We start from the raw sequence: 22,858 nt of genomic DNA on the forward strand, positions 1-22,858 counted from the left end.
ATAACATTTTATTGAATGCTTTTTTTTGTCGAAGTTATTTTACCGCTTTCCCTTGCTAAAACCTTTACTTATTGCGTTTCGGAATCAGAGTATCTTTATGTTAAAAAAGGAATGCGAGTTGCAGTTCCTTTTGGTAAAAATAAAATCTATACCGCTCTGGTTATAGATAAACATCAAGAGAAACCAACCCTGTACGAAGCAAAAGAAATACATCAAATCCTTGATGAAAACCCTATTGTTACTGAAATTCAAATTGCGCATTGGCAATGGATTGCCAGTTATTATATGTGTGCCATTGGGGATGTATATCGTGGGGCAATGCCAAGCGCTTTATTATTAGAAAGTGAAACTATAATATCTCAAAAAGCAACTGATTTTGTTGATGAAAGTTTACTTTCAGATGAAGAGTATTTAATTTATCAGGCGCTACAGTTGCAATCTTCACTTAAAATAAATGATATCGCATCAATTTTAAATAAGAAAAATATTTTTCCTGTTATTCAGAAACTGATTGATAAAGGAATTATAGTGCTGCAAGAAGAAATGTTGGAAAACTATAAACCTAAATTGGTGCGGTATGTTCGGCTACATTCAAAATACGAATCTAATAACGGTTTAGGGGAATTGCTGGAAACCCTTAAGAATGCGAATAAACAAAAAGAGATTGTTCTTACTTATTTTCAATTACTTGCTACAGAAAAGAAGCCATTAACAGTAAAAAAATTAATAGATACTGCTAATTCGACTTCGGCAATTATAAAAACATTAATCGACAAACAGATATTTGAAGACTACTATTTGCAAGAAGATAGGGTAAGTTTCTCAGGTAATGGCAAGGAAAATGAATTGCGATTGAGTGAAATTCAACATAAAAGTCTGAATGAAATTAAAGAGTCCTTAAATAAAAAAGAAGTTTGTCTTTTGCATGGGGTAACTTCAAGTGGTAAAACGGAAATCTATATAAAATTGATTGAAGAGTATCTTCTTTCAGAAAAACAAGTTTTGTATTTGTTACCAGAGATCGCGCTTACCACACAATTAGTAAGTAGACTGAGTGCTCATTTTGGAAATAAAGTGGCTGTTTTTCATTCGAAATATAATCATAACGAACGTATTGAGGTTTGGAATCAAGTATTGCAAAATTCAGAAAAAGCACAGATAGTGATAGGAGCGAGATCGGCATTATTCTTGCCTTTTCTTAATTTAGGGTTCATCATTGTAGATGAAGAACATGAGCAAACTTTTAAGCAAATGGATCCTGCTCCTAGGTATCATGCGCGTGATGCTGCAATTGTTTTAGCCAATTTTCATAAAGCTAAAGTTTTGTTGGGTTCAGCAACACCAAGTATCGAAACCTATTTTAATGCGAAGTCAGAAAAGTATGGATTAGTTGAAATCACAAAACGATATGGGAATGTCATGATGCCTGATATTGAACTGGTTGATTTAAAAGATAAATATTTTAGAAAACGAATGAATGGACATTTTAGCGATGTCTTAATTGAAAGTATAACTAATGCCGTATCGATTGGGGAGCAGGTAATATTGTTTCAAAATAGAAGAGGATATTCCCCTTTATTAGAATGTTTGACTTGCGGCCATGTGCCACAATGCCAGCAATGTGATGTGAGTTTAACGTATCACAAGCATAAAAATCAATTGCGTTGTCACTATTGTGGGTATTCTATCGCAAAACCTACACATTGTCATAGTTGTTCTAGTGTTCATTTGACCACTAAAGGTTTTGGAACAGAGCAAATTCAGCAAGAATTGACGATTTTATTTCCCGATTATAAAATCGGGAGAATGGATCAGGATACTACGAGAGGAAAATTTGGTTTCGAAAAAATTATTGATAGTTTTAAAAATAGGGAAGTAGATATTTTGGTAGGGACACAAATGTTGGCCAAAGGATTGGACTTTGACAATGTGAGTTTAGTTGGAATCATGAACGCAGATAATATGTTGTATCATCCAGATTTTAGAGCCTTTGAAAGAAGTTTTCAAATGATGATGCAGGTTTCAGGGAGATCAGGACGATCTGGTAAGCAAGGAAAAGTAATTATTCAAACTTATAATCCGGATCATAATACCATACAGCAAGTTACTAAGAATGATTATATAGGGATGTATAATGAGCAATTGTATGACAGGCAAATTTATAAATATCCACCTTATTTTAGAATTATAAAAGTCACCTTAAAACATCGTGATTTTGATAAATTAAAAGAAGGTGCAATGTGGTTGTATCAAGTTATAAGTCAAAATTTGAATGTACCTGTACTTGGACCAGAAGAGCCAGCAATAAACAGAATTAGGAATGAGTATATCAGAACTATAATTATTAAAATTCCACAAAACTCGTCTATAGTAAACACAAAAAAAACTATTCAAAAGATGTTGAATAGTTTTGATGCAGTTGCTCAATACAGAGCTATAAAAGTTATGATAAATGTAGATTTTTATTAAAAGTAGTTTTTATGCAAATGATAAGGCTTTTACTAGATCTTCTTTTTTGTTTCTACTCAAAGGTATTTTAGTAACGCCAATTTCAGCAAACTTACTATTGAAACGTTCTACCTTATCAATATTAATAATATATGACTTATGAACTCTTACAAATTTCTTTTTAGAAAGATCATTCTCAAAAGATTTCATTGTAGAAAGAACTAAATTACTATCATCTTCAGTAACGACTCTTACATAATCACCAAAAGCTTCAATCCATTTTATTTTAGCAGTGAAAACTTTTAGTTTTTTTAAATTACTTTTAATGAATATGTGTTCTCCTTCTTCTTCTTTAATATCCTTTTTATATAGATGTACATCTACAGCTCTTTTAACAGAAGCGTTGAAACGATCTATTGCAATAGGTTTTTGAAGATAGTCGGTAGCATCATAATCAAAAGCTTTCATAGCGTATTCCGCTTTGGAAGTAATGAAAATGATTTGTGGTTTAATTTTTAATCCATCCAAAAAATCAAAACCACTTATAACAGGCATTTCAATATCAAGAAATATTAGGTCTACATTATGTATAGACATACAACTTCTTGCCTCAATAGCATTAGAAAAGTCTCCTATTAAGTGTAAGTTTGGATGATTATTGACTAACTTTGCGATGATCATTCTTTGTATAGAACTATCATCGACAACGACACAGTTTAGTTTCATAATTTCATAATTTAAGATTTGGAATAGTAAATATAATTTAAAATTTTAAAATATTTATACTTTATCTTGTTTTTTTTACCTTTTAACGATTAAATAGAAAAAACATTAGGTTATTCAGAAATAAAGACTACTTTTGCACCCAAAATAACAAATAAATATATATTTATGAATCATTATGAAACTGTTTTCATTTTAAATCCCGTTTTATCTGATGTTCAGGTAAAGGAAACAGTAAGCAAATTTGAAGATTTTCTTACTAGTAGAGGAGCAGAAATGGTATCTAAAGAAGACTGGGGTCTTAAAAAGATGGCTTACGAAATCCAAAACAAGAAAAGTGGTTTTTACCATTTGTTCGAATTTAAAGTATCAGGTGAAGTTCTTATTGCTTTTGAAACTGAATTTAGACGTGACGAAAGAGTTATGCGTTTCTTAACTGTAAGTCTTGACAAACATGCTATCTCTTGGGCTGAAAGAAGAAGAGCAAAACTTAAATCTCAAAAAGCTTAATTATCATGGCAACATTACAACAATCTGCTTCAGGAAAAAAAGACGGGGATATCAGATATCTTACACCTTTAAACATAGAAACTAACAAACAAAAGAAATACTGTCGTTTCAAAAAATCAGGTATTAAATATATCGATTATAAAGATGCTGATTTCTTATTGAAATTCGTAAACGAACAAGGAAAAATTCTTCCTCGTCGTTTAACAGGAACTTCATTAAAATACCAAAGAAAAGTGTCAGTTGCTGTTAAAAGAGCACGTCACTTAGCTTTAATGCCATACGTGGCTGATTTACTTAAATAATATTAAAAATAAAGTTTGTTGTCCCGATAACTATCGGGACTAACTTCTATAATAAAGGACAACAACATGGAATTGATTTTAAAACAAGACGTTCAAAATTTAGGTTTTAAAGATGATGTGGTAACGGTAAAAAATGGTTACGGTCGTAACTTTTTAATTCCTCAAGGTCACGCACAATTAGCAACTGCTTCTGCAAAGAAAGTATTGGCTGAAAACCTAAAACAAAGAGCACATAAAGAAGCTAAAGTAGTAGCAGATGCAAATGCATTAGCTGAAACTATTAAAGCTATCGAAATTAAAATTACTGCTAAAGCAGGTGGAGAAAAATTATTTGGTTCAATCACGAATATTGACATCGCTGAAGCTTTATCAAAAGGTGGTCAAGTAATTGACAGAAAATTCATCACTAGCGGTATCGTTAAACGTACTGGTAAATACACTGCAAGTGTTCGTTTACATAGAGATGTAATTGTTGAATTACCTTATGAAATTATCGCAGAATAATAACAGTTTGTTAACTGTTTGTTAATAAAATGTAAAAATCACTCTTCGGAGTGATTTTTTTTTGTCTAATTTTGCGCTAAATAACGCAAAATATAACAAATGAAAAAAATTATTACTTTTTTGGTTCTGGTTTTTGGTCTGCATTCCATGATAGCCCAAACTACTACGTCGAGTATAAAGGGAACTGTAAAAAGTTCTGAAACAGAGTCGCTTCCAGGAGCAACTGTGCTTGCAATTCATATTCCAACAGGATCTAAGTATTCTTCATTATCAAATGAAGACGGAAGATATAATATGTTGAATATGAGAGTGGGAGGCCCTTACAAAGTTATTGTTACTTTTATTGGTTTTCAAACTCAGGAATTTAATGATATTTTCTTGGAATTGGGAAAACCATTTAATTTAAATGTTCTTCTGAAAGATGAAAGTCAGCAACTAAATGAAGTTAAAATTACAGGATCTAAGAACAAAGTTTTTCAAAGTGGAAAAACCGGTGCTGAAACTACAATTGGTAGAAGAGAATTGTCGGCCTTGCCTACGATTTCTAGATCAGCTGATGATTTTACTCGTTTAGAGCCTTCTGCAAGTGGTGGTTCTTTTGGTGGGAGAAATAACAAATACAACAATTACTCTTTGAACGGTGCCGTGTTTAATAATCCTTTTGGGTTAGACGCTGCTACTCCAGGAGGGCAAACAGGTTCTCAACCAATATCTCTTGATGCAATTGATCAAATTCAAGTGGCTACGGCACCATATGATGTAACATTATCTGGATTTACAGGTGCTTCTGTAAATGCCGTTACCAAGTCAGGAACGAATGAATTTCATGGAACAGCTTATGCTTTCTATAGAAATCAAGATTTAACGGGTAATAAAATAAAAGGAGAAAAAATATTTGTTCCTTCATTGGAGCAAACTCAAGCTGGTTTTAGCATTGGTGGACCAATTGTTAAAAACAAATTATTTTTCTTTGCAAATTATGAAATAGATCAAAGAAGTGATTTAGGTTCTAATTTTGTTGCTAACGATGGAAATGGAACTACAGATGTAAATGAGTCTAGAGTGCTAGCAACTGATTTAATGCATGTTTCTACAGAGTTGGGTAAATTAGGTTATGATACCGGTGCTTATCAAGGTTTTACTCATAATTCTAATTCAAATAAAGGAATTATCAAGTTTGATTGGAATATTAATGACAATCATAAGTTAGCATTTATCTATAATTTTTTAGATGCATCTAAAGACAAGCCAGCACACCCTACTGCAATTTTACGTAGAGGACCTGATGCTAATACATTGCAATTTCAAAATTCAGGATATCAAATAAATAATCAAATTAGTTCTTTTTTGGTTGAATTGAATTCAAAATTCAGTGAAACAGTTTCTAATAAACTACAAGCGGGTTATACGCATTTCAATGACTTTAGAGACCCGTTTTCTGCTCCAGCTCCAGTAATTAATATAACAAAAGATGGTTCTCCATATATTATTGCTGGACATGAACCATTTTCTATCAACAATAAATTGGATCAAAAAGTAATTCAAATTACAAACAATTTAAATATTGTAAAGGGTAATCATATTTTTACAGCTGGTTTCTCTTTTGAAAAATTCAGTTTTAAAAACTCTTTTAACCTTAAAGGATATGGTTTTGATGTGTTTGGTAGTACTGATATGGCTGGTTTTGATGCTAACATTGCAAGTGGATATTACGCGTCTGCAATTGCTGATGCGCAAGCAACCTACGATACAAAAAACAAACTTCCTGATGGTTCAAATGGTGGTTGGAATTTAGCTGAACTGAATGTAGGTCAATTGGCTTTTTATGCTCAAGATGAATGGAATATTAATGACAACTTCAAATTGATTTACGGTTTAAGAGCTGATAAGCCTTTATACTTTAATACTTCAAAATTAATTCAAAAATTTATTGACACAGATAATTCAGAAGGATATGTTCCAAATATTGAATATTACAATCCAAATGACGGTAGTGTTAAGAAATTTGATTCAACAAAATTACCTGGAAATGCTTTATTGTGGTCTCCTAGATTAGGTTTTAATTGGGATGTGAATGGAGATAAAACGACACAGTTAAGAGGAGGTACTGGTATTTTTACTGGTAAACTACCATTTGTGTGGATAGGTAATCAAGTAGGTGGTACTGATCCATTTTTCTATGAAGTGGTTGATGAAAACTTTAAATTCCCTCAAGTTTGGAGAACAAGCATAGGAGTTGATCATAAATTTGACAATAACTTTATTGTTACAGTTGATATGTCATACAATAAAGATATAAATGGAGTACACATTCAAAACTGGGGATTGAAAAAACCAACTAGTACTTTAGCAGGTGCTGATAACAGAGCTATATATGGCGATTCTGACTATGGTGTTTGGACTGATTATGGTTTTCCAGCAAGAACTAATGGATATGTATTAACAAATACAAATAAAGGAAGTGCTTTTAATACGTCAGTAAAAGTTCAAAAAACATTTGACAATGGTTTATTTGCTAGTTTGGCATATAACTATTTAAAATCAAAAGATGTGAACTCGATTGAAGCAGAAATTACAGGTGATGCTTTTTCATTTAATCCAGCTTTAGGAAATGTGAATGATGCTGTTTTAGCAAATTCTAAATATGGAGATACACACCGTTTTATTGGAGTGGCTTCTAAAGTATGGAAATACGGTAATGACAAATGGGCAACTACAGTTTCTACATTTTTTGAATATGCTCAAGGTGGACGTTTTAACTATACTTACGGAGGAGATATCAATAATGATGGAGCATCTGGAAATGATTTAATTTATATTCCAACTACTGCTCAAATTAGTACAATGATTTTCTCTGGGGCTGGACAAGGTGTGGCTTTTGATAAATTCATCAGTCAAGATAGTTATTTAAGCGGAAGAAGAGGTCAGTATGCAGAACGCTATGGTGCTTTGTCTCCATGGAGAGGAAAATGGGATCTTAAATTAATGCAAGATTATAACTTTAAACCTTCTTCTAGTTCTAACAAAACGAATACAATTCAACTTAGTTTAGACGTGTTGAACTTAGGGAATTTAATTAATTCTGACTGGGGATTAGTTCAAGTTCCAACAAGTGTGCAGCCAATAGGTGTTTCTGTTGATCCAACAACAAAAATTCCAACATATACATTTAGTGGTAGTCAAACTAAAACATTCAATTATGACGCTAGTTTGTTGTCTAGATGGCAAGCTCAATTTGGAATCAGATATATTTTCTAAATTTAAATAAATAATAAAATAAAAAAGCGTTCCTGCAAAGGAGCGCTTTTTTATTTTATACGATTAAATGAGATTTTATTCTTAGATAAATTTGTTTTCATAGTATTGATTAGATGGTGTTTAAAAAAAAAATATTTTTTTTTAAAACCATATCCGTTTTCTTAGCGTAAATGCTTTTATATAACTTAATAAATAGATTTATGAAAACTAGAAAATTTTTATCAGTAGCATTATTTGCATTAGTATTTGGAGCAACATCTTTCGCTCAAAAAACAGTTATGGTTGGTGGAGCAGCTATGTATCCTTCGAAAAATATTATCGAAAATGCAGTTAATTCTAAAGACCATACTACATTAGTTGCCGCAGTAAAAGCAGCAGATCTTGTTGAAACGCTACAAGGAAAAGGACCGTTTACTGTTTTTGCACCAACAAACGAAGCATTTGCTAAATTGCCAATGGGTACTGTAGAAACGCTATTGAAACCAGAGAATAAAAAAATGTTGCAAACGATACTTACGTATCATGTAGTTGCAGGAAAAATGAATTCTTCAGATATTGCTATGGCGATTAAGAAAGGTCATGGTAAAGCCATGTTGAAAACCGTTAGTGGTGGTACATTGACTGCTTGGATGAAAGGTAAAAAATTATACATCACTGATGAAAAAGGAGGTATGTCTCAAGTTACAATTGCTGATGTTAATCAATCAAATGGTGTAATTCACGTTGTAGATGCGGTTTTATTGCCTAAAAACTAATTGATCTTAAAAGGTTGGTTTTTAATTGAAAAGTCTTGATTTAGTCAAGACTTTTTCAATTAAAAAAAATCCCAATTCTATTTTTAGAATTGGGATTTTTATTTTATAAATAGTTTAACTTATCTTAAGATTGCTCCAAGTTCAGATTCAAAATTATGTTGCAGTTTGCCCATGATTTTATCAATTTGTGCATCAGTCAATGTTTTTGTACTATCTTGAATGATAAAGCTTAAAGCATAGGATTTTTTACCTTCTGGAAGATTTTGCCCTTCGTAAACATCAAATAAATTAATGTCTTTTAAAAGTGTTTTTTCTGTTTTTCTAGCAATAGCATAAATGTTATCATAAGTAACACTTTGATCAATTAGTAAAGCTAAGTCTCTTCGAACTTCAGGATATTTTGGAATTTCAACAAATTTGATTTTACTTGAAATCATTTTTATAATTACATCCCAATTAAAATCAGCATAAAACACTTCCTGTTTAATGCCAAAATGTTTTAGTATTGATTTTTTAACTACTCCAAATTCAACCAAAGCATTGTGTCCAGTTCCTATTGCTATTCCTTCTGAGAATACATCTGATGTTACTGGGCTATTTTGTGTCTTTTGTATTCCAAATCGGGCAAGAATTGCATCTACGTATCCTTTAAATAAAAAGAAATCAGATGGTTTTTGAGCACTTGTCCAGCTTTCTTGATTTCTATTTCCTGTAAGAAATAAAGTTAAATGCTTGTGTTCTTCAAATCCAGAAAGGAATTTATGGTATGTTTTTCCAAATTCAAAAAGTTTTAAATCACTATTTTTACGATTGATATTGTATGATAAAGCTTCTAATCCAGAAAACAATAATGATTGTCTTAAAGTAGCTAAATCATTACTCAATGGATTCAACATAGTCACATTATATTCTTCTTTCAACATATCCGAAAGTTGAACATAAGACGCAGTAGTCAATGAATTGGCCATCATTTCATTAAATCCTTGTGAATTTAATTGTGTGGCAATTATATTTTGTAATTTATAATCTTCATTTCGTGGTGAATTAGAAACAGTGGCATTGAATTTTTTAGAAAAGCTAATGTTATTGTATCCATACACTCTAAGAATTTCTTCAATAACGTCAATTTCTCTTTGTACATCTACACGGTAAGAAGGAATTGTTAATCCTAATCCTGCCTCTGAAATGCTATTTACTTTTATTTCTAGAGAAACTAAAATTTGTTTAATTGTATCTTTTGGAATTTCCTGACCAATAATTTTTGCCACATTAGCAAAATTTAGAAACACTGAAAAATCTTCAATTTTCTTTTGATATACATCACTTACATCCGATGTGATTTCTCCACCTGCCATTTCTTGAATTAAAATAGCAGCGCGTTTTAAGGCATATGCCGTAATGGTTGGGTCGATTCCTCTTTCAAATCTAAAAGAAGCATCGGTATTCAATTGATGTCTTTTGGCTGTTTTTCGAATACTAACAGGATTGAAATAAGCACTTTCTAAGAAAATAGAAGTAGTATGTTCAGATACTCCTGAATTTTTCCCTCCAAAAACTCCTGCAATACACAAAGGTCCTTTTTCGTCACAAATCATTAAATCTTCCTCATGTAACGTTCTTTCTACATCATCAAGAGTTGTAAACTTGGTTCCTGCAGGTACTGTTTTTACAATAATTTTCCCGTTTATTTTTGATGCATCAAAAGCGTGAAGCGGTTGTCCCAATTCATGTAAAACATAATTAGTAACATCGACAATATTATTTTTTGGATTGATTCCAATCGCTTTTAAACGATCTTGCAACCAACTAGGTGATGGTTTTACTGTAATTCCAGAAATAGTCACACCACAATACCTAGGAGCTAATGTTGTCTCTTCAATAATGGTATCTATTTTTAAGGTTCTCATGTCCACTCTAAAATTACTAACAGAAGGCGTAATCAATTCAACGTTTACACCACTTTGTAATAATCCAGCTCTTAAATCTCTGGCCGTACCTAAATGACTCATCGCATCCGCACGATTGGGCGTTAATCCAATTTCGAATACTTCATCATTTTCTATTTTAAAAACTTCAGATGCTTTTGTTCCAGGAACTAAAGACGCGTCAAGAATCATGATTCCATCATGGCTTGTTCCAAGGCCTAATTCATCTTCGGCACATATCATTCCATGACTTTCTTGTCCGCGTATCTTCCCTTTTTTAATAGTAAAAGCTGCTCCTTCTTTGTCATATAAAACGGTTCCTATAGTTGCAACGGGTACTTTTTGCCCAGCATCTACATTAGCAGCTCCACATACTATTTGTATAGGTGTGCCAGTTCCAAGATCAACTGTTGTTAATTTTAGTCTGTCAGCATCTGGATGGGGAACACAAGTAAGTACATGCCCTACTACAATACCTTCTAAACCTCCTTTTACGGATTGGTATTTTTCAACTACTTCTACTTCTAAACCTAGATCAGTAAGTAAAGCTGCTGTTTCTTCGGAATTCCAATCTGTTTTAAGGAACTGTTTTAACCAGTTGTAAGATATTTTCATCTGTCATTTTTAATAAGGTTGCAAATATAAGGATTGCAGTTTGTAGTAAGAAACAATTTTTTTGGTTTTTTGGTACATTATTTTAATGTCTATAATGACTTTAAAATAGAAATAGTGTAATTTTAATCTAAATTATTTACGAATAAATTATTAATATTATGTTAAATAAACGAATATGTAAATTTTATGCTATTAACTGAATGAATAATGCTACATAAATTGAAATGGTTAAGGTAAATTTGATAAAATTAAAAATCGAGATAGTATGAGCAACATAGCAAAAAGACCTGAATTTAAGGCAACGTATGATAATTATATAGGTGGAAAATTTGTAGCACCAATCGGAGGTCAATATTTTGACGTGGTTTCTCCTATTGATGGAAAAGTATTTACAAGAGCAGCGCATTCAACCAAAGCAGATTTGGATGTAGCTGTGGATGCAGCATATGAAGCGTTTCAAACTTGGGGTAAAACCTCTGTGACGGAACGTAGTAATTTATTAAATAAAATTGCACAAGTAATCGAAGATAACTTGGAATATATTGCCACAGTTGAAACAATAGACAATGGTAAAGCTATACGGGAAACTTTAGCTGCTGATATTCCTTTGGCAATTGACCATTTCAGATATTTTGCAGGAGTAATTAGAGCTGAAGAAAGTTCGATTGCCGAACTGGATTCACAAACAGTTTCAATTGCATTAAGTGAACCATTAGGAGTAATAGCACAAATTATACCTTGGAACTTTCCAATACTAATGGCCGTTTGGAAATTAGCTCCAGCATTGGCTGCTGGAAATACAGTAGTTTTAAAACCTGCAGAAAGTACACCAATTTCAATACTTGTATTAATGGAATTGATAGGGGATATATTACCTCCAGGAGTGATTAATATAGTGAATGGTTTTGGAGCTGAGCTAGGTAGAGCTTTGGTTACTAATAAAAAAGTATCTAAAGCTGCTTTTACAGGATCTACAACTACAGGACGTTTAGTAATGCAATACGCTACTGAGAATATTATTCCAGTAACGCTGGAACTAGGAGGGAAGTCTCCTAATATTTTTATGAAATCAGTAGGTGATGCTGATGATGATTTCTTTGACAAAGCGGTTGAAGGTGCAGTAATGTTTGCCTTAAATCAAGGAGAAATTTGTACTTGTCCTTCTCGATTATTAGTGCATGAAGATATTTATGAAAAATTCATAGCTAGAGTAATTGAAAGAACGGCAGCAATCAAAGTGGGTAATCCATTAGACAGAACGACTATGATGGGAGCACAGGCTTCATTAGTTCAAAAAGAAAAAATCATGTCTTATATAAAACTGGGTAAAGAAGAAGGTGCCGAGTTATTAATAGGTGGGGATGCCAATCATTTTGGAGGTGACCTAGAGGGTGGATATTACATTCAGCCAACACTTTTTAAAGGAAATAATAAAATGAGGATTTTTCAAGAAGAAATTTTCGGACCAGTATTGGCTGTTACTACTTTCAAAACTACTGAAGAGGCTATCGCTATTGCAAATGATACTATGTATGGATTAGGTGCAGGAGTTTGGACACGTGATGCACATGAAATTTATCAAGTACCAAGAGCTATTCAAGCGGGTCGTGTTTGGATTAATCAATACCATTCTTATCCAGCAGGCGCTCCTTTTGGAGGATACAAACAATCAGGAATTGGACGTGAAAACCATAAAATGATGTTAGGTCATTACCGTCAAACAAAAAATATGTTGATTTCTTACGATAAAAAGAAATTAGGTTTCTTTTAGTAGATTGAGATTATTGTTAATGATAAACCTGACAGATTGTATGATTTGTCAGGTTTTATTTTAAATATAAAAAAATGATAAAAAGAATTGATGCCACAGAAAACGCAATAGAATTAATAAAAATACTCAAAGAAAAACATGGTGATTTAATGTTTTATCAAGCAGGTGGCTGTTGTGAAGGAACGCAACCACAGTGTTTTGAAAAAGGAGGTTTTTATCAAAGAATGGGCGATGTATGTATTGGTACCATTGAAGAAACCGAATTCTGGGTTGATAAAGATTTATTTGAATACTGGAAACATGCCCATTTTACTTTAAAAGTAATTGATGCATTCGGAGTAGGTGGATTTTCACTAGAAACGCCCTTGAAGAAAACCTTTCAAATTGATTATCGGATTTTTACTCCTGAAGAAGAACTCACTTTAGAACCCGTAAAATATATTGAATAAATTAATTCACGTACAATAACTGGTATTGTTTAGGGGTAATTCCTTCGTGTTTTTTAAACAATCTAATGAAGTAATTGCTGTCTTCAAAACCCGATAAATGGCAAACTTCATTAATTTGTATGCTTGGATTTTTTAGTAATTTCTTAGCACAACGAATTTTTTCATTGATAACAAATTCAATCGGACTCATTCCTAACTCTTTTTTAAAGAAACGATAGAATGAAGTGGTACTCATACAGGCTTTTTCGCTTAAATTTTTAAGACTGATGTTCTCTCTTAAATTCAATCGGATGTAGTCGATTACGGGAGTTATCGGAGAGTTTGGATCAGCATATAAACCATCATCAATGGATTTTGCCGTTTGGGTTTGAATAATTCGAATCAACAATTCTTGTAAAGTCAAGTCGGCCAAAACATCTTTCGTTACTGATGTACTCATGCATTCCTTGATTAATTTATTGATGGTTGTCGCCAGTTCTACGTTATTATAGAAATAGTAATTTTGATAATTTAAATGCCAAAACTGCTTGTTTCCCTCCTTAGGATAACGCTCGTTCAAGAAATCCAAAGTATCTGTAATTTTTTGTTGATCAATTGCCAGTGCTAAACATTGTGTAGGATTATGTATTGAAGCCTCAGGAAAATCAATTTTCATTTCTACATTCGAAGGAATCATTACCGTTTCTCCAGGTAAATATTCAAAACCTGGATCGTCAAAAAGATGCATTACTTTTTTACCTCTCAACATACTCGTCACCACTAAATCATTAAATTTCAAAGAAACCAATTCGGATGCTTTATACGTCTCAAAAAGATTCAATTCACAATGATTTAAATTGTAAACCGTTCTGTTCTCCACTAAGGTTTTCAGTGATTTTTCATTCGATAAATGAGGAGGAGTAATGTAGGTACGATTCATTGTTAGCGTTTGTAATCAGGATTTATAAACTTACTGAAAATAAATGTATTAACGAAATGCTTTTTTGTTAAAAAGAATATAATTATGATTTAATGAATACAATAATAATAATAACCTTTAATCCTAGTGTTTTTGGAGCAGAACGAATCAACATTTAAGAGCGTCAATTCCTGCTGTACGCTATATTCCCGATTACAAAAACTACGGCTAAAAAGCCTTATTTTTCTATATCGGGAGATGTCGCTACCATCAGGGCTAGGGGAGAACGCATCTTTTTCAATAGAACTATAAAACAGACGCCACTAATTATTTTAAGTAATTGTGTTTTCTACAATCTGCTCTTCCCACAGAGAGCGAAATGGTATAAAATAATTAATTTAATAACTATATATACTTTATTTACAAGTTTTTAAGTGACTTTACTTAACTAATTTGTAAATGTATTAATTGATAAAAAAAGGGAGGCTATTAAGCCTCCCAAAATATTTAAATTGTTTTAACAAAATCCAAAAATACTTTTTTGTGCAATTCCAAATCCATATTTGGAGAAAGGGAGGCACGAACAATATAATCTTTGTCTCCTTCTTTAGTCGTTCCTTGAGTAGAAGTTGCAGGTATCGTCCAGTAACAGCCTTTTAACTGTCCATAACTCACGCAAAACTTACTTTCATTAGGAATTTTAGTAATCATTAAGTTAATAAGTTTAAGATTCAAGGCTCTTTTATTCGCTTCTCTTTCCTCATCCGTATTCCCTTTAGTAGGAAGGTCTAATGAAAAAACAGAAGGTGTAAATCCTTGTTGTGCTAATTCTTCTGAAACAAAATTGATTTTCGCAGCTGGTAATACTTCATGGATAAAGTTTACAAATTCACGGGTATTGATATAAGCATCAGTAATCCTTTGATTCATCGATGGTAATTGTTTTGCTAATATTTCATATTGTAGTGCTGTAGCTTCGTTATCGCAAAGGAGTAAGTGCTTTTCTATTTTCTCCATCAAAGCTTCTGTTTTTTTATTTCCTACACAGTAGCCAGCAGTACATTGCCCGCCACTTGGAAATTTTGATCCACTTGCAAATGAAATAGTTCTAACCGCTGATAGTACTTCGTCTTCACCCAAAAAGTGAACGTTAGGACAAAAAGTTTGATCTAAAATAAAAACAGGATCGATCGCCATTGCACCATTAGCAGTGGTACGTGCTTTACTTAAAACAGCTTTTAACTGCATTAAATCTGGTACTTCTACTCTTGGGTTTGTTGGAATTTCAGCAATGATATATGGTACAGCATCCTCGTTAGCCATTTTTGCTAAAACAGTATCAATGCTTTGAACCATATCGTTACCACCATCAACAGCTAAATCCACAATTTCTACATTAGCAACACTTGCAGCAACGCGTCTAGCTTGGTCATTGGTTCCACCATAACAATTGGGAGGAACGATAATTTTAATCGCTTTTCCTTTGTGTTTTTCTAGCGCATCGTCAATAAGCCCCATCAAAATCGCATATTGAATTGATAGTCCACTAGAAGCAACTAATGGTTTAGTAGATGTATCAGTAATTTCTCTAATTGAATGTAAGACTAATGGTTTATTTGTCTCGACATTACTTTTTGTAGTATCTAAAGCGGATTTATCTACTAGCAATTGTAAAGCAGTAAGACAATTGGCAGGTGTCATGGAGATGGTCTCTCTTCGTCTTACATGCTGAATGTCTGAGATATAAGGTTCATTTCCCTTGTTCACTACTAATATACTTCCAAGGTCAGCATAAAGATTGATATAAAAATCAATATTTGGATTGAGATCAATAGCATTCATTTCATCGTGTTCTGAAACGAAAATAGTACTTCCTTCAAAGACTGGAATCGTCTCGGAGTTTTCAACATGTTTTAAATCAAATTGATATCCATAAACGTGTTTTAGAACTTCCGCATCAAAAAAAGCGGGTAATTTCCCAGTATAAAGAATTTGAGTGTTTTTATGGTCTAATGCATTTTTTCTTAGAATGGCCAAAACAGGAACTGTCTTTGATGAAAAACTAATTGTATTTTCTGGCTTTAGCTGTTGCAACTTAGCCATTGCCCATTCTAGAACACAAGATAAGGGGTGACCTAACCGAATATAGTCGTAAGCAGTAGGTAATTCACTTAGTGCTACTGATGTTGCATTATTGTTATTAAATAAGGTTTCAAATTGGTCTAAAAATTGAGTTTTAGCCAATTTTTCATCATAAATATCTAGTCGATGGGTTGTGATATTCAACCAGCCAGCAGGTTTGTTTTTTAAAACTTCTTTTATATAATTAAGCATTTTATTGACTTCCATAATTTCATTTTTGAATAGAGTAGCAAGGTACATGAATTCCATTTATTCTAAAAATGGAACAAGATGTTTTTATAGCAGTTTGTCTAAAGTCTCCTTAACTTTAGATGTGGTTAAAATGCGTTTATTTGTTCATATCAATTAAAGTGGAGCTGTGGATTATTTTTTGTGTAAATGAAGTATAATATTGAAAAGCAATACATCTTATAAAATCGAAATTAAATCTAAGGGATGATCTAAAACTTTTTTGGCACCATTGGATAGCAATTCTTCTTTTGGTCTATAGCCCCAAGATACACCTACGGCATACATATTAGCATTAGTAGCTGTTTGCATATCTATTCCTGAATCGCCTACAAAAATAATTTCTTCGGGTTTCAGTTCTAAATTTTGGCTTATTGCTGTAGCTTTAAATGGATTGGGTTTTTTAAGAGGCTCCGTTGTTAAACCTATAACTGGATTAAAATAATTAGGAAATAGGGCGGTAGTGATTTCTTGAGTCAAATCCTCAGCTTTATTTGAAAAAATACTCAGTTTAATTCCACGCTCAATCAGTTGATCCAGTAATTTAAAAACACCATCATACTGTTTTGTTTTACGCGTACAAATAGAACGATATTCCTTTACCATCAATTGGTAACAACAATCAATTTGGTTCTCATCCTTATGGTTCTCTGGCAAGGCTTTACTAACCAAATTACGGAGACCACTACCTATAAAATATTGATAATCGTCATAACTATGAGTAGCGAAGTCTAGGCTTTGTAGCACATTATTCATCGCATCAGCAATGTCTTCAAGTGAATTAACTAATGTTCCATCTAAATCAAAAATTACTCCTTTAAATCTCATTTGTTATTGTTTTATTTAATCGAAAGGACATGCATTTCAATTATATTTGGAAATGTCCCAAAGATAGGAATATTGTTATTTTTAGTCCTGCCTTTTTTAATATTATTGTTGCTTTTAAGTACCGTGGCATTGGAATAATTTATACAAACTACCACCAAACAATAAAAAAAGACAAATGGTCTTCCTTATATTTTTGCCAGCACAATACCGATTGTTTTTCCTTTAGGCTTGTATTCATTTGATTTTCGATGCCTTTATAATCATTCCAAATTTCATTTTCAGAAGGCCTTATTCCCCATTCCTTTTTTGATGGTAAATAATATTGTTTTTCTGGATTGTCAATGCTATTGAAAGTCTCTAAATTGAAGTAATATCCTTTTACTGCTTTCTGATAGGCAGGAGGTAGTTTTGTGTTAAATTCATAAGGAATAAACAAACTCACTAACAAGCATAAAGCTTGCGAAATAGTGTTTATGTCAATGGTGCTAAATTTTGATTTTGTACAGCTATGGTATAATAGAGGGAATTGTTTACTTTTTAATTTATCTAATTTTTGGTGTAAAGAATCGTTTCTGTTGGGACCAATCCAGTTGTTTATGAATTCCGAAGAAATACTTGGATCAAGCAAATAAAATTTATAAGCTAATTCTATGTGAATTAACTTCTTATCTATGCTGTTCTCTACTATAAAATCAATTTCGCCTATGGTTTTTTGGTCTTCAATTATTTGAGAATTTTCATATAATACCTTATAGTTTGTAGACAATTTTATTAATTCAGAAACAATTTTTTCGGCTAAATGGCCCAATCTCACATTGGTTGGTAATTGGAAATCTTGGTCGTTTTGAAGGATTAATTCTGACAAATAAAAAGTAGGCATACCAGTAACCGTACTGTCTAAACAATTTGCTTTTAGAATTGAAGCTATCCTAGATTTAGTTTTCATTAAAATGCATTCAAGTTTTTTATACTACAATGAGTCTCCCGCTAAAATATTGAGCAGCTTAATTGTTAACTATCTTTTTTCTTTAAAATTCTACCTCTAGGCTCATCACCTTCATGGAGGACTATTTCAGAATGCAGAAACTCTGCAGCCGAGGCTGAATCTTTGACTTTGATGGAAGAACGTTCCAGCATTTCGAACTCGAATTCTTTTAATACACTTTCTCTCAATCCTACTTTTCTCCATTGAGAAAAAGGTTGACATCCACTATAGATTCTCTTAGCTAAAGAAAGCGCATCCAGTAGTGCTTGATTTGCTCCTTGTCCTTTGAATGGACTCATTGGGTGTGCTGCATCGCCTATCACGGTTACATTTCCTGCCTTTTCTAATAATACTGTTTCTAGTAATTTTCGGTCGTACACGGGATAGCCAGAAACATGACTTTCTGGAGTCGCCGCTAAAATCTGTGGAATAGGATCGTGCCATTGCGTCCTGCGACAGGCTTCTTCCTTCAGTGCTCGTGGTCCTTGAGAACTTAATTCCTTCGCCTCTTTTTCTGACATGGGGAAACTCAATTGCCACATTACCGAGTCTGTTTTATATGGCATCATGTAAATTCGTTCATGGCCATTGGCAGTTTGAAATACGGTGGCCGAGTCCAGCAAAGAACTATTTAGTCCTTCAAGATCCGCCAAAGGACAAATACCCAAAATCACAATACAATCTAGATAACGCAAGGGAGTACTGTTTTCACCAATCAGCAACTTCCTAACGGAACTACGAATACCATCGGCACCAACCACAAGATCTGCTGTTGCCTTTTTCTTCTCTCCATTTACCTCAAAGGTGAGATGAACACCACTCTCTTTTGATTCTTTAATATGGACCAACTGATGTCCCCATTGTACCGAATCATTTCCGCCAAGTTGCTCCAAGAGCGCTAAGCGCAAAGATTGTCTTGCGATATGGACATTGGTCCGTTTCGAAGATGTTTTCTCATCATTCTGCATCCGTTTTCTAATTCCCCACTCTCCAATCACTTTTCCTTCTGGAGTATGAACGAGATGTCGTGTTGAAAGTACCCCTTCTTTTAATGAGAAAATCCCCAATCCTTCGATCGCTTTGCTAGCTTGCTGCAATGTAAGTCCATAACCCTGAGATCGAGCATCAAAGTTGGTATCGCGTTCATAAAGGGTAAAAGGGATTCCGCGGTGCAAGCATGCCACCGCTAGAGCAACTCCACCTATACCACCACCAATAATAGCAACGTGTGGAAAGTTTTCTTTATCAGCAATAGGAGGGCTGTCAGAAGCAATCAAGCCAGACCCATTGCAGTTCATGCAGGTATATAAGTGCCCTTTTGGAGGAATAGGCGCTACTCCTTTACCATTTGTTTTTTCAAATAGATCAATTGCTATCTGGTAGCGGTCTCGCAATTTCTTAGATAGTCCCCGACTTTTTTTGCCGCGACCTCTACAATCGGGACACAAAGTCCAGCTTGTTGCTGTATTTTCTACCTTTTTCAATTTCTCTTTATTTCACTTGATTTTAACCCAAATGGGTATTTATTTTCAACTACTTACTCCAGCCTCTAGCCAATTTAGAACTTATGAAAACGAGTGTTTTCAGTGGTACGAAAATACGATTAAAAACGATATTTCCAATAAGTATGTTACTGGATAGGGACTGCTGTTGCCTTTTTATAAATCTATATGACGATAATCTAGTTGCACGGTTTTAGTACTTAGGCAGGAGAATTTTATACACTTTGTCACTGCGAGGAACGAAGCAATCTCATCTAGTATTTCCGTTGCAATAGTTTTTTAGTTTTATTGTCGATGTTTGAGTGAGATAGCTTCGTTCCTCGCTACGACTTTAAGTCTGGTATAATATTGGTTTCTCATTATATTTCTACAATATTGTCATTCCGAAGAATGAGGAATCTCATCCAGTATTTCCATTGCGATATTTTTTTAGCTTTATAGTCGATTTGTTTTAGTGAGATAGCTTCGTTCCTCGCTATGAATTTGATTAAGGGAAACCGTAAACGTCATTATTTAGCACAGGTTTATTAGCCCCGGTAGTAGTGAAAGTCTTTGCAGGGAGAAAACCACTTTTTCTGGTTGGGGCAGAGCGACCAAAGGAAGCTCCTGCAACAGCCTAGAAAAAGGGTTTTATTACAAAAAGACTGTAACGAATGACGGGATAAGCTCCTAAAAAAAACTAAAATGTATTTAATTTACAGCAATTCTTCGACGTGGCGCTTGATGTTTTCGGCAATTTTTTTGGTAGGTAAATCATTGTCGTCATGGCCAAAAGGATCTTCGATTTCTTCGGCAATTAACTCTAAGCTTGCCAAAACGTAGAATATGAAAACTACTACAGGAATCACATAATACCCCAAATTGAATACGTACCCAAATGGTAAGGTCATCACGTAAAAGAAAATGAATTTCTTAATAAAAGCACTGTAAGAATAGGGGATAGGCGTATTCTTGATTCTTTCGCAAGCGCCACAAATATCAGTCAAAGACTGGATCTCGTGGTTCAAAATAATGAGTTGGTCACCCGTTATTTTCTTAGAATTATAAAGGTCATTGATCTTGTGAAATAAAATTTTGGCCACTTGATTGGGTCTGTGTTTGTGGTGCTCGATGATGATATCTTCAAAAAGTTGCTTGCTGGTTTCTTCGTCTTTTAAATGTTTGTTCAAGATAGAAGCATAGCTAGGAATTAATTTCCTGAAAAAAGCACGGTCCGATTCTTCCTGTAAAATAACGGACAGTTTTATAGCTAGATTTCGAGAGTTATTTACTAAACTTCCCCATATTTTACGTCCTTCCCACCAGCGATCGTAAGCGGTATTGGTCCTGAAAACGAGCAATAATGAAATCACAAATCCCAGCATGCCATGCATGATAGAAATGTTCTTGACATGACTGTTTTCTGGCAATTCCCAATATTCGATTTCAAGATAGGCAATCCCAGCTGAATAGGTACCTATGAAAATCATCATGGGAATCAGCTGCCGAAAAGTGTCGGCTTTGTGAAAACGAAAAATAAACGTAATCCAGTCTTTTGGGTTGTATGAAATCATTTTAGTAAGTCGAAAGTTAAAAAGTCCTAAAGTCGTAAAGTCTGAGGATTGCACTTAGAAGTTATTTACCGAAAACCAGATGATTACTTTATCTAATTTCAAGAATTCTTTTTATAATGTCTATGTTCTATTCCTCAGATTTGCTACAAATCTAATTTAAAATTGGATAGCTCCCGCTAATTCTTTCAACGCAATTTCGGATAATTTTGCCTGAAACTGGGCATCGCTATAACGGACTTTAGCATTGACATAATTCAATTGCGCCGTTCTAAATTCGAGTGTGGTAATAGTACCAATATGGAATTTATCTAAGGTTATATCTAAATTTTGTTTGGCAATCGCTTCATTTGTCTCTTCCAAATCAATCAATTCTAAATTGGTTAAATAGGTTTGGTAGGAAGTAGCCAATTGCGTGTTTAAGGCTTGATTTTGTTGCTCTATTTGCAGGGTTGAATTTTCAATTTCAATGTTGGCAATGGTCTCATTTCTTTTTTGCGCAAAGCCATCAAACAAGTTCAAAGAAGCACTAAAACCATAATTTAATCCACGTGCCGATGATTGCGTAGTAAAACCAAGACTGGAATGACTTTCGGCAAAATTATAACCAGTATTCACTTTTACAGTAGGGTAGCGCCCTGATTTTACTTGTTTTAATTCGAGTTCAGCTACTTTTTTACTGATGACTAAAGCTTCTATTTGTGGGTTTTGCTTTTCGGCTAATGCCTTTAATTCGGCAAATTCCAGTTTGCTTTTCATCGTAAAATCTGAAACGACTTTAAAATCAATTTGGGTATCTCTAGCCAAAAGCTGATTGAGTGCGATCTTAGAATTTTTATATAATTCTTGTTGTCTTAGCAAAGTCACTTTATCCGTATTAATGTCTACCTGCGCATTTAAAACCTCCAGTTTAGATGCTTTACCAATAGTAAACCGATTTTTGGCCAGATTCACTCTTTGATTCGAAATAACAATAGTAGTGTCTAAAGCTGCCAATTGTTGCTGTTGCTGTACCAAATTGTAATAAGCGGTTTGCACATCACTTATTTTTGTAATAATGGTGAGTTTCAACTGGGTTTCACCAAGTTTTTGTAATTCTTGCAATTGATCTTTTCTAGCAAACATTTTAAAGCCATCAAAAATAGTCCAATCCAGACCCACGCCATAATTTAAACTGTTGCTTTTGGCATTATTCAAACTGGTTGAAGTACCATCAGTACGGGTTTGTGACAAATTTTGCAGGTTGTTGTTTTGCGTTATAGAGGCAGTGGCTTTGGGTAACATTCCCGCATTTCCTGCTGTCACATTCGTTTGATCTATTTTTAAATCGTTTTTGGCAATCTTAATTTCGTAATTGTTTTCTAAGGCTATTTTTACAGCATCTTCTAATGATAATACTTCCTGTGCATTTACTTTAATGAAACAGAAGAACAGCAATAGTACACTTTTGAATATTATTTTCATG

Annotated in this window: 17 protein-coding genes; 8 read left to right on the plus strand and 9 right to left on the minus strand. The window is 33.4% G+C overall.

Annotated elements, in window-relative coordinates; all coding sequences use genetic code 11:
• Positions 1–15 precede the first annotated feature (15 nt).
• Positions 16–2,469: a primosomal protein N' gene (priA, locus tag AB3G34_RS05410; protein WP_369753703.1), complete on the plus strand. Its 2,454-nt coding sequence runs from the start codon at positions 16–18 to the stop codon at positions 2,467–2,469.
• A 9-nt stretch (positions 2,470–2,478) separates the two neighbouring features.
• Here the strand turns inward: priA and AB3G34_RS05415 are convergent, their stop codons facing one another.
• Complete coding sequence (locus tag AB3G34_RS05415; RefSeq protein ID WP_367752803.1) at positions 2,479–3,174, minus strand: LytR/AlgR family response regulator transcription factor; 696 nt, start codon at positions 3,172–3,174, stop codon at positions 2,479–2,481.
• A gap of 165 nt (positions 3,175–3,339) precedes the next feature.
• On the opposite strand from AB3G34_RS05415, the gene rpsF reads away from it, so the two are divergent.
• The 5 genes from rpsF to AB3G34_RS05440 all read left to right on the plus strand — a co-directional run bounded on the left by rpsF (position 3,340) and on the right by AB3G34_RS05440 (position 8,500).
• Positions 3,340–3,681, plus strand: a complete 342-nt coding sequence (rpsF, locus tag AB3G34_RS05420) for a 30S ribosomal protein S6 (RefSeq protein WP_072944700.1) — start codon at positions 3,340–3,342, stop codon at positions 3,679–3,681.
• A gap of 5 nt (positions 3,682–3,686) precedes the next feature.
• Positions 3,687–3,983, plus strand: a complete 297-nt coding sequence (gene rpsR / locus AB3G34_RS05425; RefSeq protein ID WP_066077030.1) for a 30S ribosomal protein S18 — start codon at positions 3,687–3,689, stop codon at positions 3,981–3,983.
• A gap of 66 nt (positions 3,984–4,049) precedes the next feature.
• On the plus strand, positions 4,050–4,487 hold the full coding sequence (gene rplI / locus AB3G34_RS05430; protein ID WP_367769578.1) for a 50S ribosomal protein L9: 438 nt from the start codon (positions 4,050–4,052) through the stop codon (positions 4,485–4,487).
• Positions 4,488–4,586: 99 nt separating this feature from the next.
• Entirely contained in the window at positions 4,587–7,745 is a 3,159-nt protein-coding gene (locus AB3G34_RS05435) for a carboxypeptidase regulatory-like domain-containing protein (RefSeq protein ID WP_369753704.1), read from the plus strand.
• 200 nt (positions 7,746–7,945) lie between these two features.
• On the plus strand, positions 7,946–8,500 hold the full coding sequence (locus AB3G34_RS05440) for a fasciclin domain-containing protein (protein WP_367769584.1): 555 nt from the start codon (positions 7,946–7,948) through the stop codon (positions 8,498–8,500).
• Positions 8,501–8,619: 119 nt separating this feature from the next.
• On the opposite strand, the gene pheT is transcribed toward AB3G34_RS05440, so the two are convergent.
• Positions 8,620–11,040, minus strand: coding sequence for a phenylalanine--tRNA ligase subunit beta (pheT, locus tag AB3G34_RS05445; protein ID WP_369753705.1), 2,421 nt, complete (start codon positions 11,038–11,040; stop codon positions 8,620–8,622).
• A 265-nt stretch (positions 11,041–11,305) separates the two neighbouring features.
• On the opposite strand from pheT, the gene AB3G34_RS05450 reads away from it, so the two are divergent.
• Positions 11,306–12,811: an aldehyde dehydrogenase family protein gene (locus AB3G34_RS05450; RefSeq protein WP_369753706.1), complete on the plus strand. Its 1,506-nt coding sequence runs from the start codon at positions 11,306–11,308 to the stop codon at positions 12,809–12,811.
• 74 nt (positions 12,812–12,885) lie between these two features.
• Positions 12,886–13,260 (plus strand): DUF779 domain-containing protein, encoded by a 375-nt coding sequence (locus AB3G34_RS05455; protein ID WP_369753707.1) that lies wholly within the window; start codon positions 12,886–12,888, stop codon positions 13,258–13,260.
• Position 13,261: 1 nt separating this feature from the next.
• Here the strand turns inward: AB3G34_RS05455 and AB3G34_RS05460 are convergent, their stop codons facing one another.
• From AB3G34_RS05460 to AB3G34_RS05490, 7 genes are all read right to left on the minus strand, one after another.
• A complete protein-coding gene (locus AB3G34_RS05460; RefSeq protein ID WP_369753708.1) occupies positions 13,262–14,179 on the minus strand; it encodes an AraC family transcriptional regulator N-terminal domain-containing protein in 918 nt (305 codons plus the stop codon).
• A gap of 486 nt (positions 14,180–14,665) precedes the next feature.
• On the minus strand, positions 14,666–16,507 hold the full coding sequence (locus AB3G34_RS05465; protein ID WP_369753709.1) for a cystathionine beta-synthase: 1,842 nt from the start codon (positions 16,505–16,507) through the stop codon (positions 14,666–14,668).
• A 201-nt stretch (positions 16,508–16,708) separates the two neighbouring features.
• Positions 16,709–17,356: an HAD family hydrolase gene (locus AB3G34_RS05470; protein ID WP_369753710.1), complete on the minus strand. Its 648-nt coding sequence runs from the start codon at positions 17,354–17,356 to the stop codon at positions 16,709–16,711.
• A 148-nt stretch (positions 17,357–17,504) separates the two neighbouring features.
• On the minus strand, positions 17,505–18,302 hold the full coding sequence (locus AB3G34_RS05475; RefSeq protein ID WP_369753711.1) for a DUF1853 family protein: 798 nt from the start codon (positions 18,300–18,302) through the stop codon (positions 17,505–17,507).
• A gap of 65 nt (positions 18,303–18,367) precedes the next feature.
• Positions 18,368–19,825, minus strand: coding sequence for an FAD-dependent oxidoreductase (locus AB3G34_RS05480; protein WP_369753712.1), 1,458 nt, complete (start codon positions 19,823–19,825; stop codon positions 18,368–18,370).
• A 713-nt stretch (positions 19,826–20,538) separates the two neighbouring features.
• Positions 20,539–21,396, minus strand: coding sequence for a bestrophin family protein (locus AB3G34_RS05485; RefSeq protein ID WP_367752828.1), 858 nt, complete (start codon positions 21,394–21,396; stop codon positions 20,539–20,541).
• Between the two features lie 156 nt (positions 21,397–21,552).
• Positions 21,553–22,857: a TolC family protein gene (locus AB3G34_RS05490; protein ID WP_369753713.1), complete on the minus strand. Its 1,305-nt coding sequence runs from the start codon at positions 22,855–22,857 to the stop codon at positions 21,553–21,555.
• Between the last annotated feature and the right edge of the window lies 1 nt (position 22,858).

This window comes from Flavobacterium sp. WC2409 (genome assembly GCF_041200085.1).
Taxonomy (GTDB): domain Bacteria; phylum Bacteroidota; class Bacteroidia; order Flavobacteriales; family Flavobacteriaceae; genus Flavobacterium.

Excerpts from the sequence above, each read along its gene's own strand:
- AB3G34_RS05455 (WP_369753707.1), top strand. The coding sequence starts at position 12,886 with ATGATAAAAAGAATTGATGCCACAGAAAACGCAATAGAATTAATAAAA.
- AB3G34_RS05460 (WP_369753708.1), bottom strand. The coding sequence starts at position 14,179 with ATGAATCGTACCTACATTACTCCTCCTCATTTATCGAATGAAAAATCA.
- AB3G34_RS05465 (WP_369753709.1), bottom strand. The coding sequence starts at position 16,507 with ATGGAAGTCAATAAAATGCTTAATTATATAAAAGAAGTTTTAAAAAAC.
- AB3G34_RS05415 (WP_367752803.1), bottom strand. The coding sequence starts at position 3,174 with ATGAAACTAAACTGTGTCGTTGTCGATGATAGTTCTATACAAAGAATG.
- AB3G34_RS05470 (WP_369753710.1), bottom strand. The coding sequence starts at position 17,356 with ATGAGATTTAAAGGAGTAATTTTTGATTTAGATGGAACATTAGTTAAT.
- AB3G34_RS05450 (WP_369753706.1), top strand. The coding sequence starts at position 11,306 with ATGAGCAACATAGCAAAAAGACCTGAATTTAAGGCAACGTATGATAAT.
- rpsF (WP_072944700.1), top strand. The coding sequence starts at position 3,340 with ATGAATCATTATGAAACTGTTTTCATTTTAAATCCCGTTTTATCTGAT.
- pheT (WP_369753705.1), bottom strand. The coding sequence starts at position 11,040 with ATGAAAATATCTTACAACTGGTTAAAACAGTTCCTTAAAACAGATTGG.
- priA (WP_369753703.1), top strand. The coding sequence starts at position 16 with ATGCTTTTTTTTGTCGAAGTTATTTTACCGCTTTCCCTTGCTAAAACC.
- AB3G34_RS05440 (WP_367769584.1), top strand. The coding sequence starts at position 7,946 with ATGAAAACTAGAAAATTTTTATCAGTAGCATTATTTGCATTAGTATTT.
- AB3G34_RS05435 (WP_369753704.1), top strand. The coding sequence starts at position 4,587 with ATGAAAAAAATTATTACTTTTTTGGTTCTGGTTTTTGGTCTGCATTCC.
- rpsR (WP_066077030.1), top strand. The coding sequence starts at position 3,687 with ATGGCAACATTACAACAATCTGCTTCAGGAAAAAAAGACGGGGATATC.
- AB3G34_RS05490 (WP_369753713.1), bottom strand. The coding sequence starts at position 22,857 with ATGAAAATAATATTCAAAAGTGTACTATTGCTGTTCTTCTGTTTCATT.
- rplI (WP_367769578.1), top strand. The coding sequence starts at position 4,050 with ATGGAATTGATTTTAAAACAAGACGTTCAAAATTTAGGTTTTAAAGAT.
- AB3G34_RS05485 (WP_367752828.1), bottom strand. The coding sequence starts at position 21,396 with ATGATTTCATACAACCCAAAAGACTGGATTACGTTTATTTTTCGTTTT.
- AB3G34_RS05475 (WP_369753711.1), bottom strand. The coding sequence starts at position 18,302 with ATGAAAACTAAATCTAGGATAGCTTCAATTCTAAAAGCAAATTGTTTA.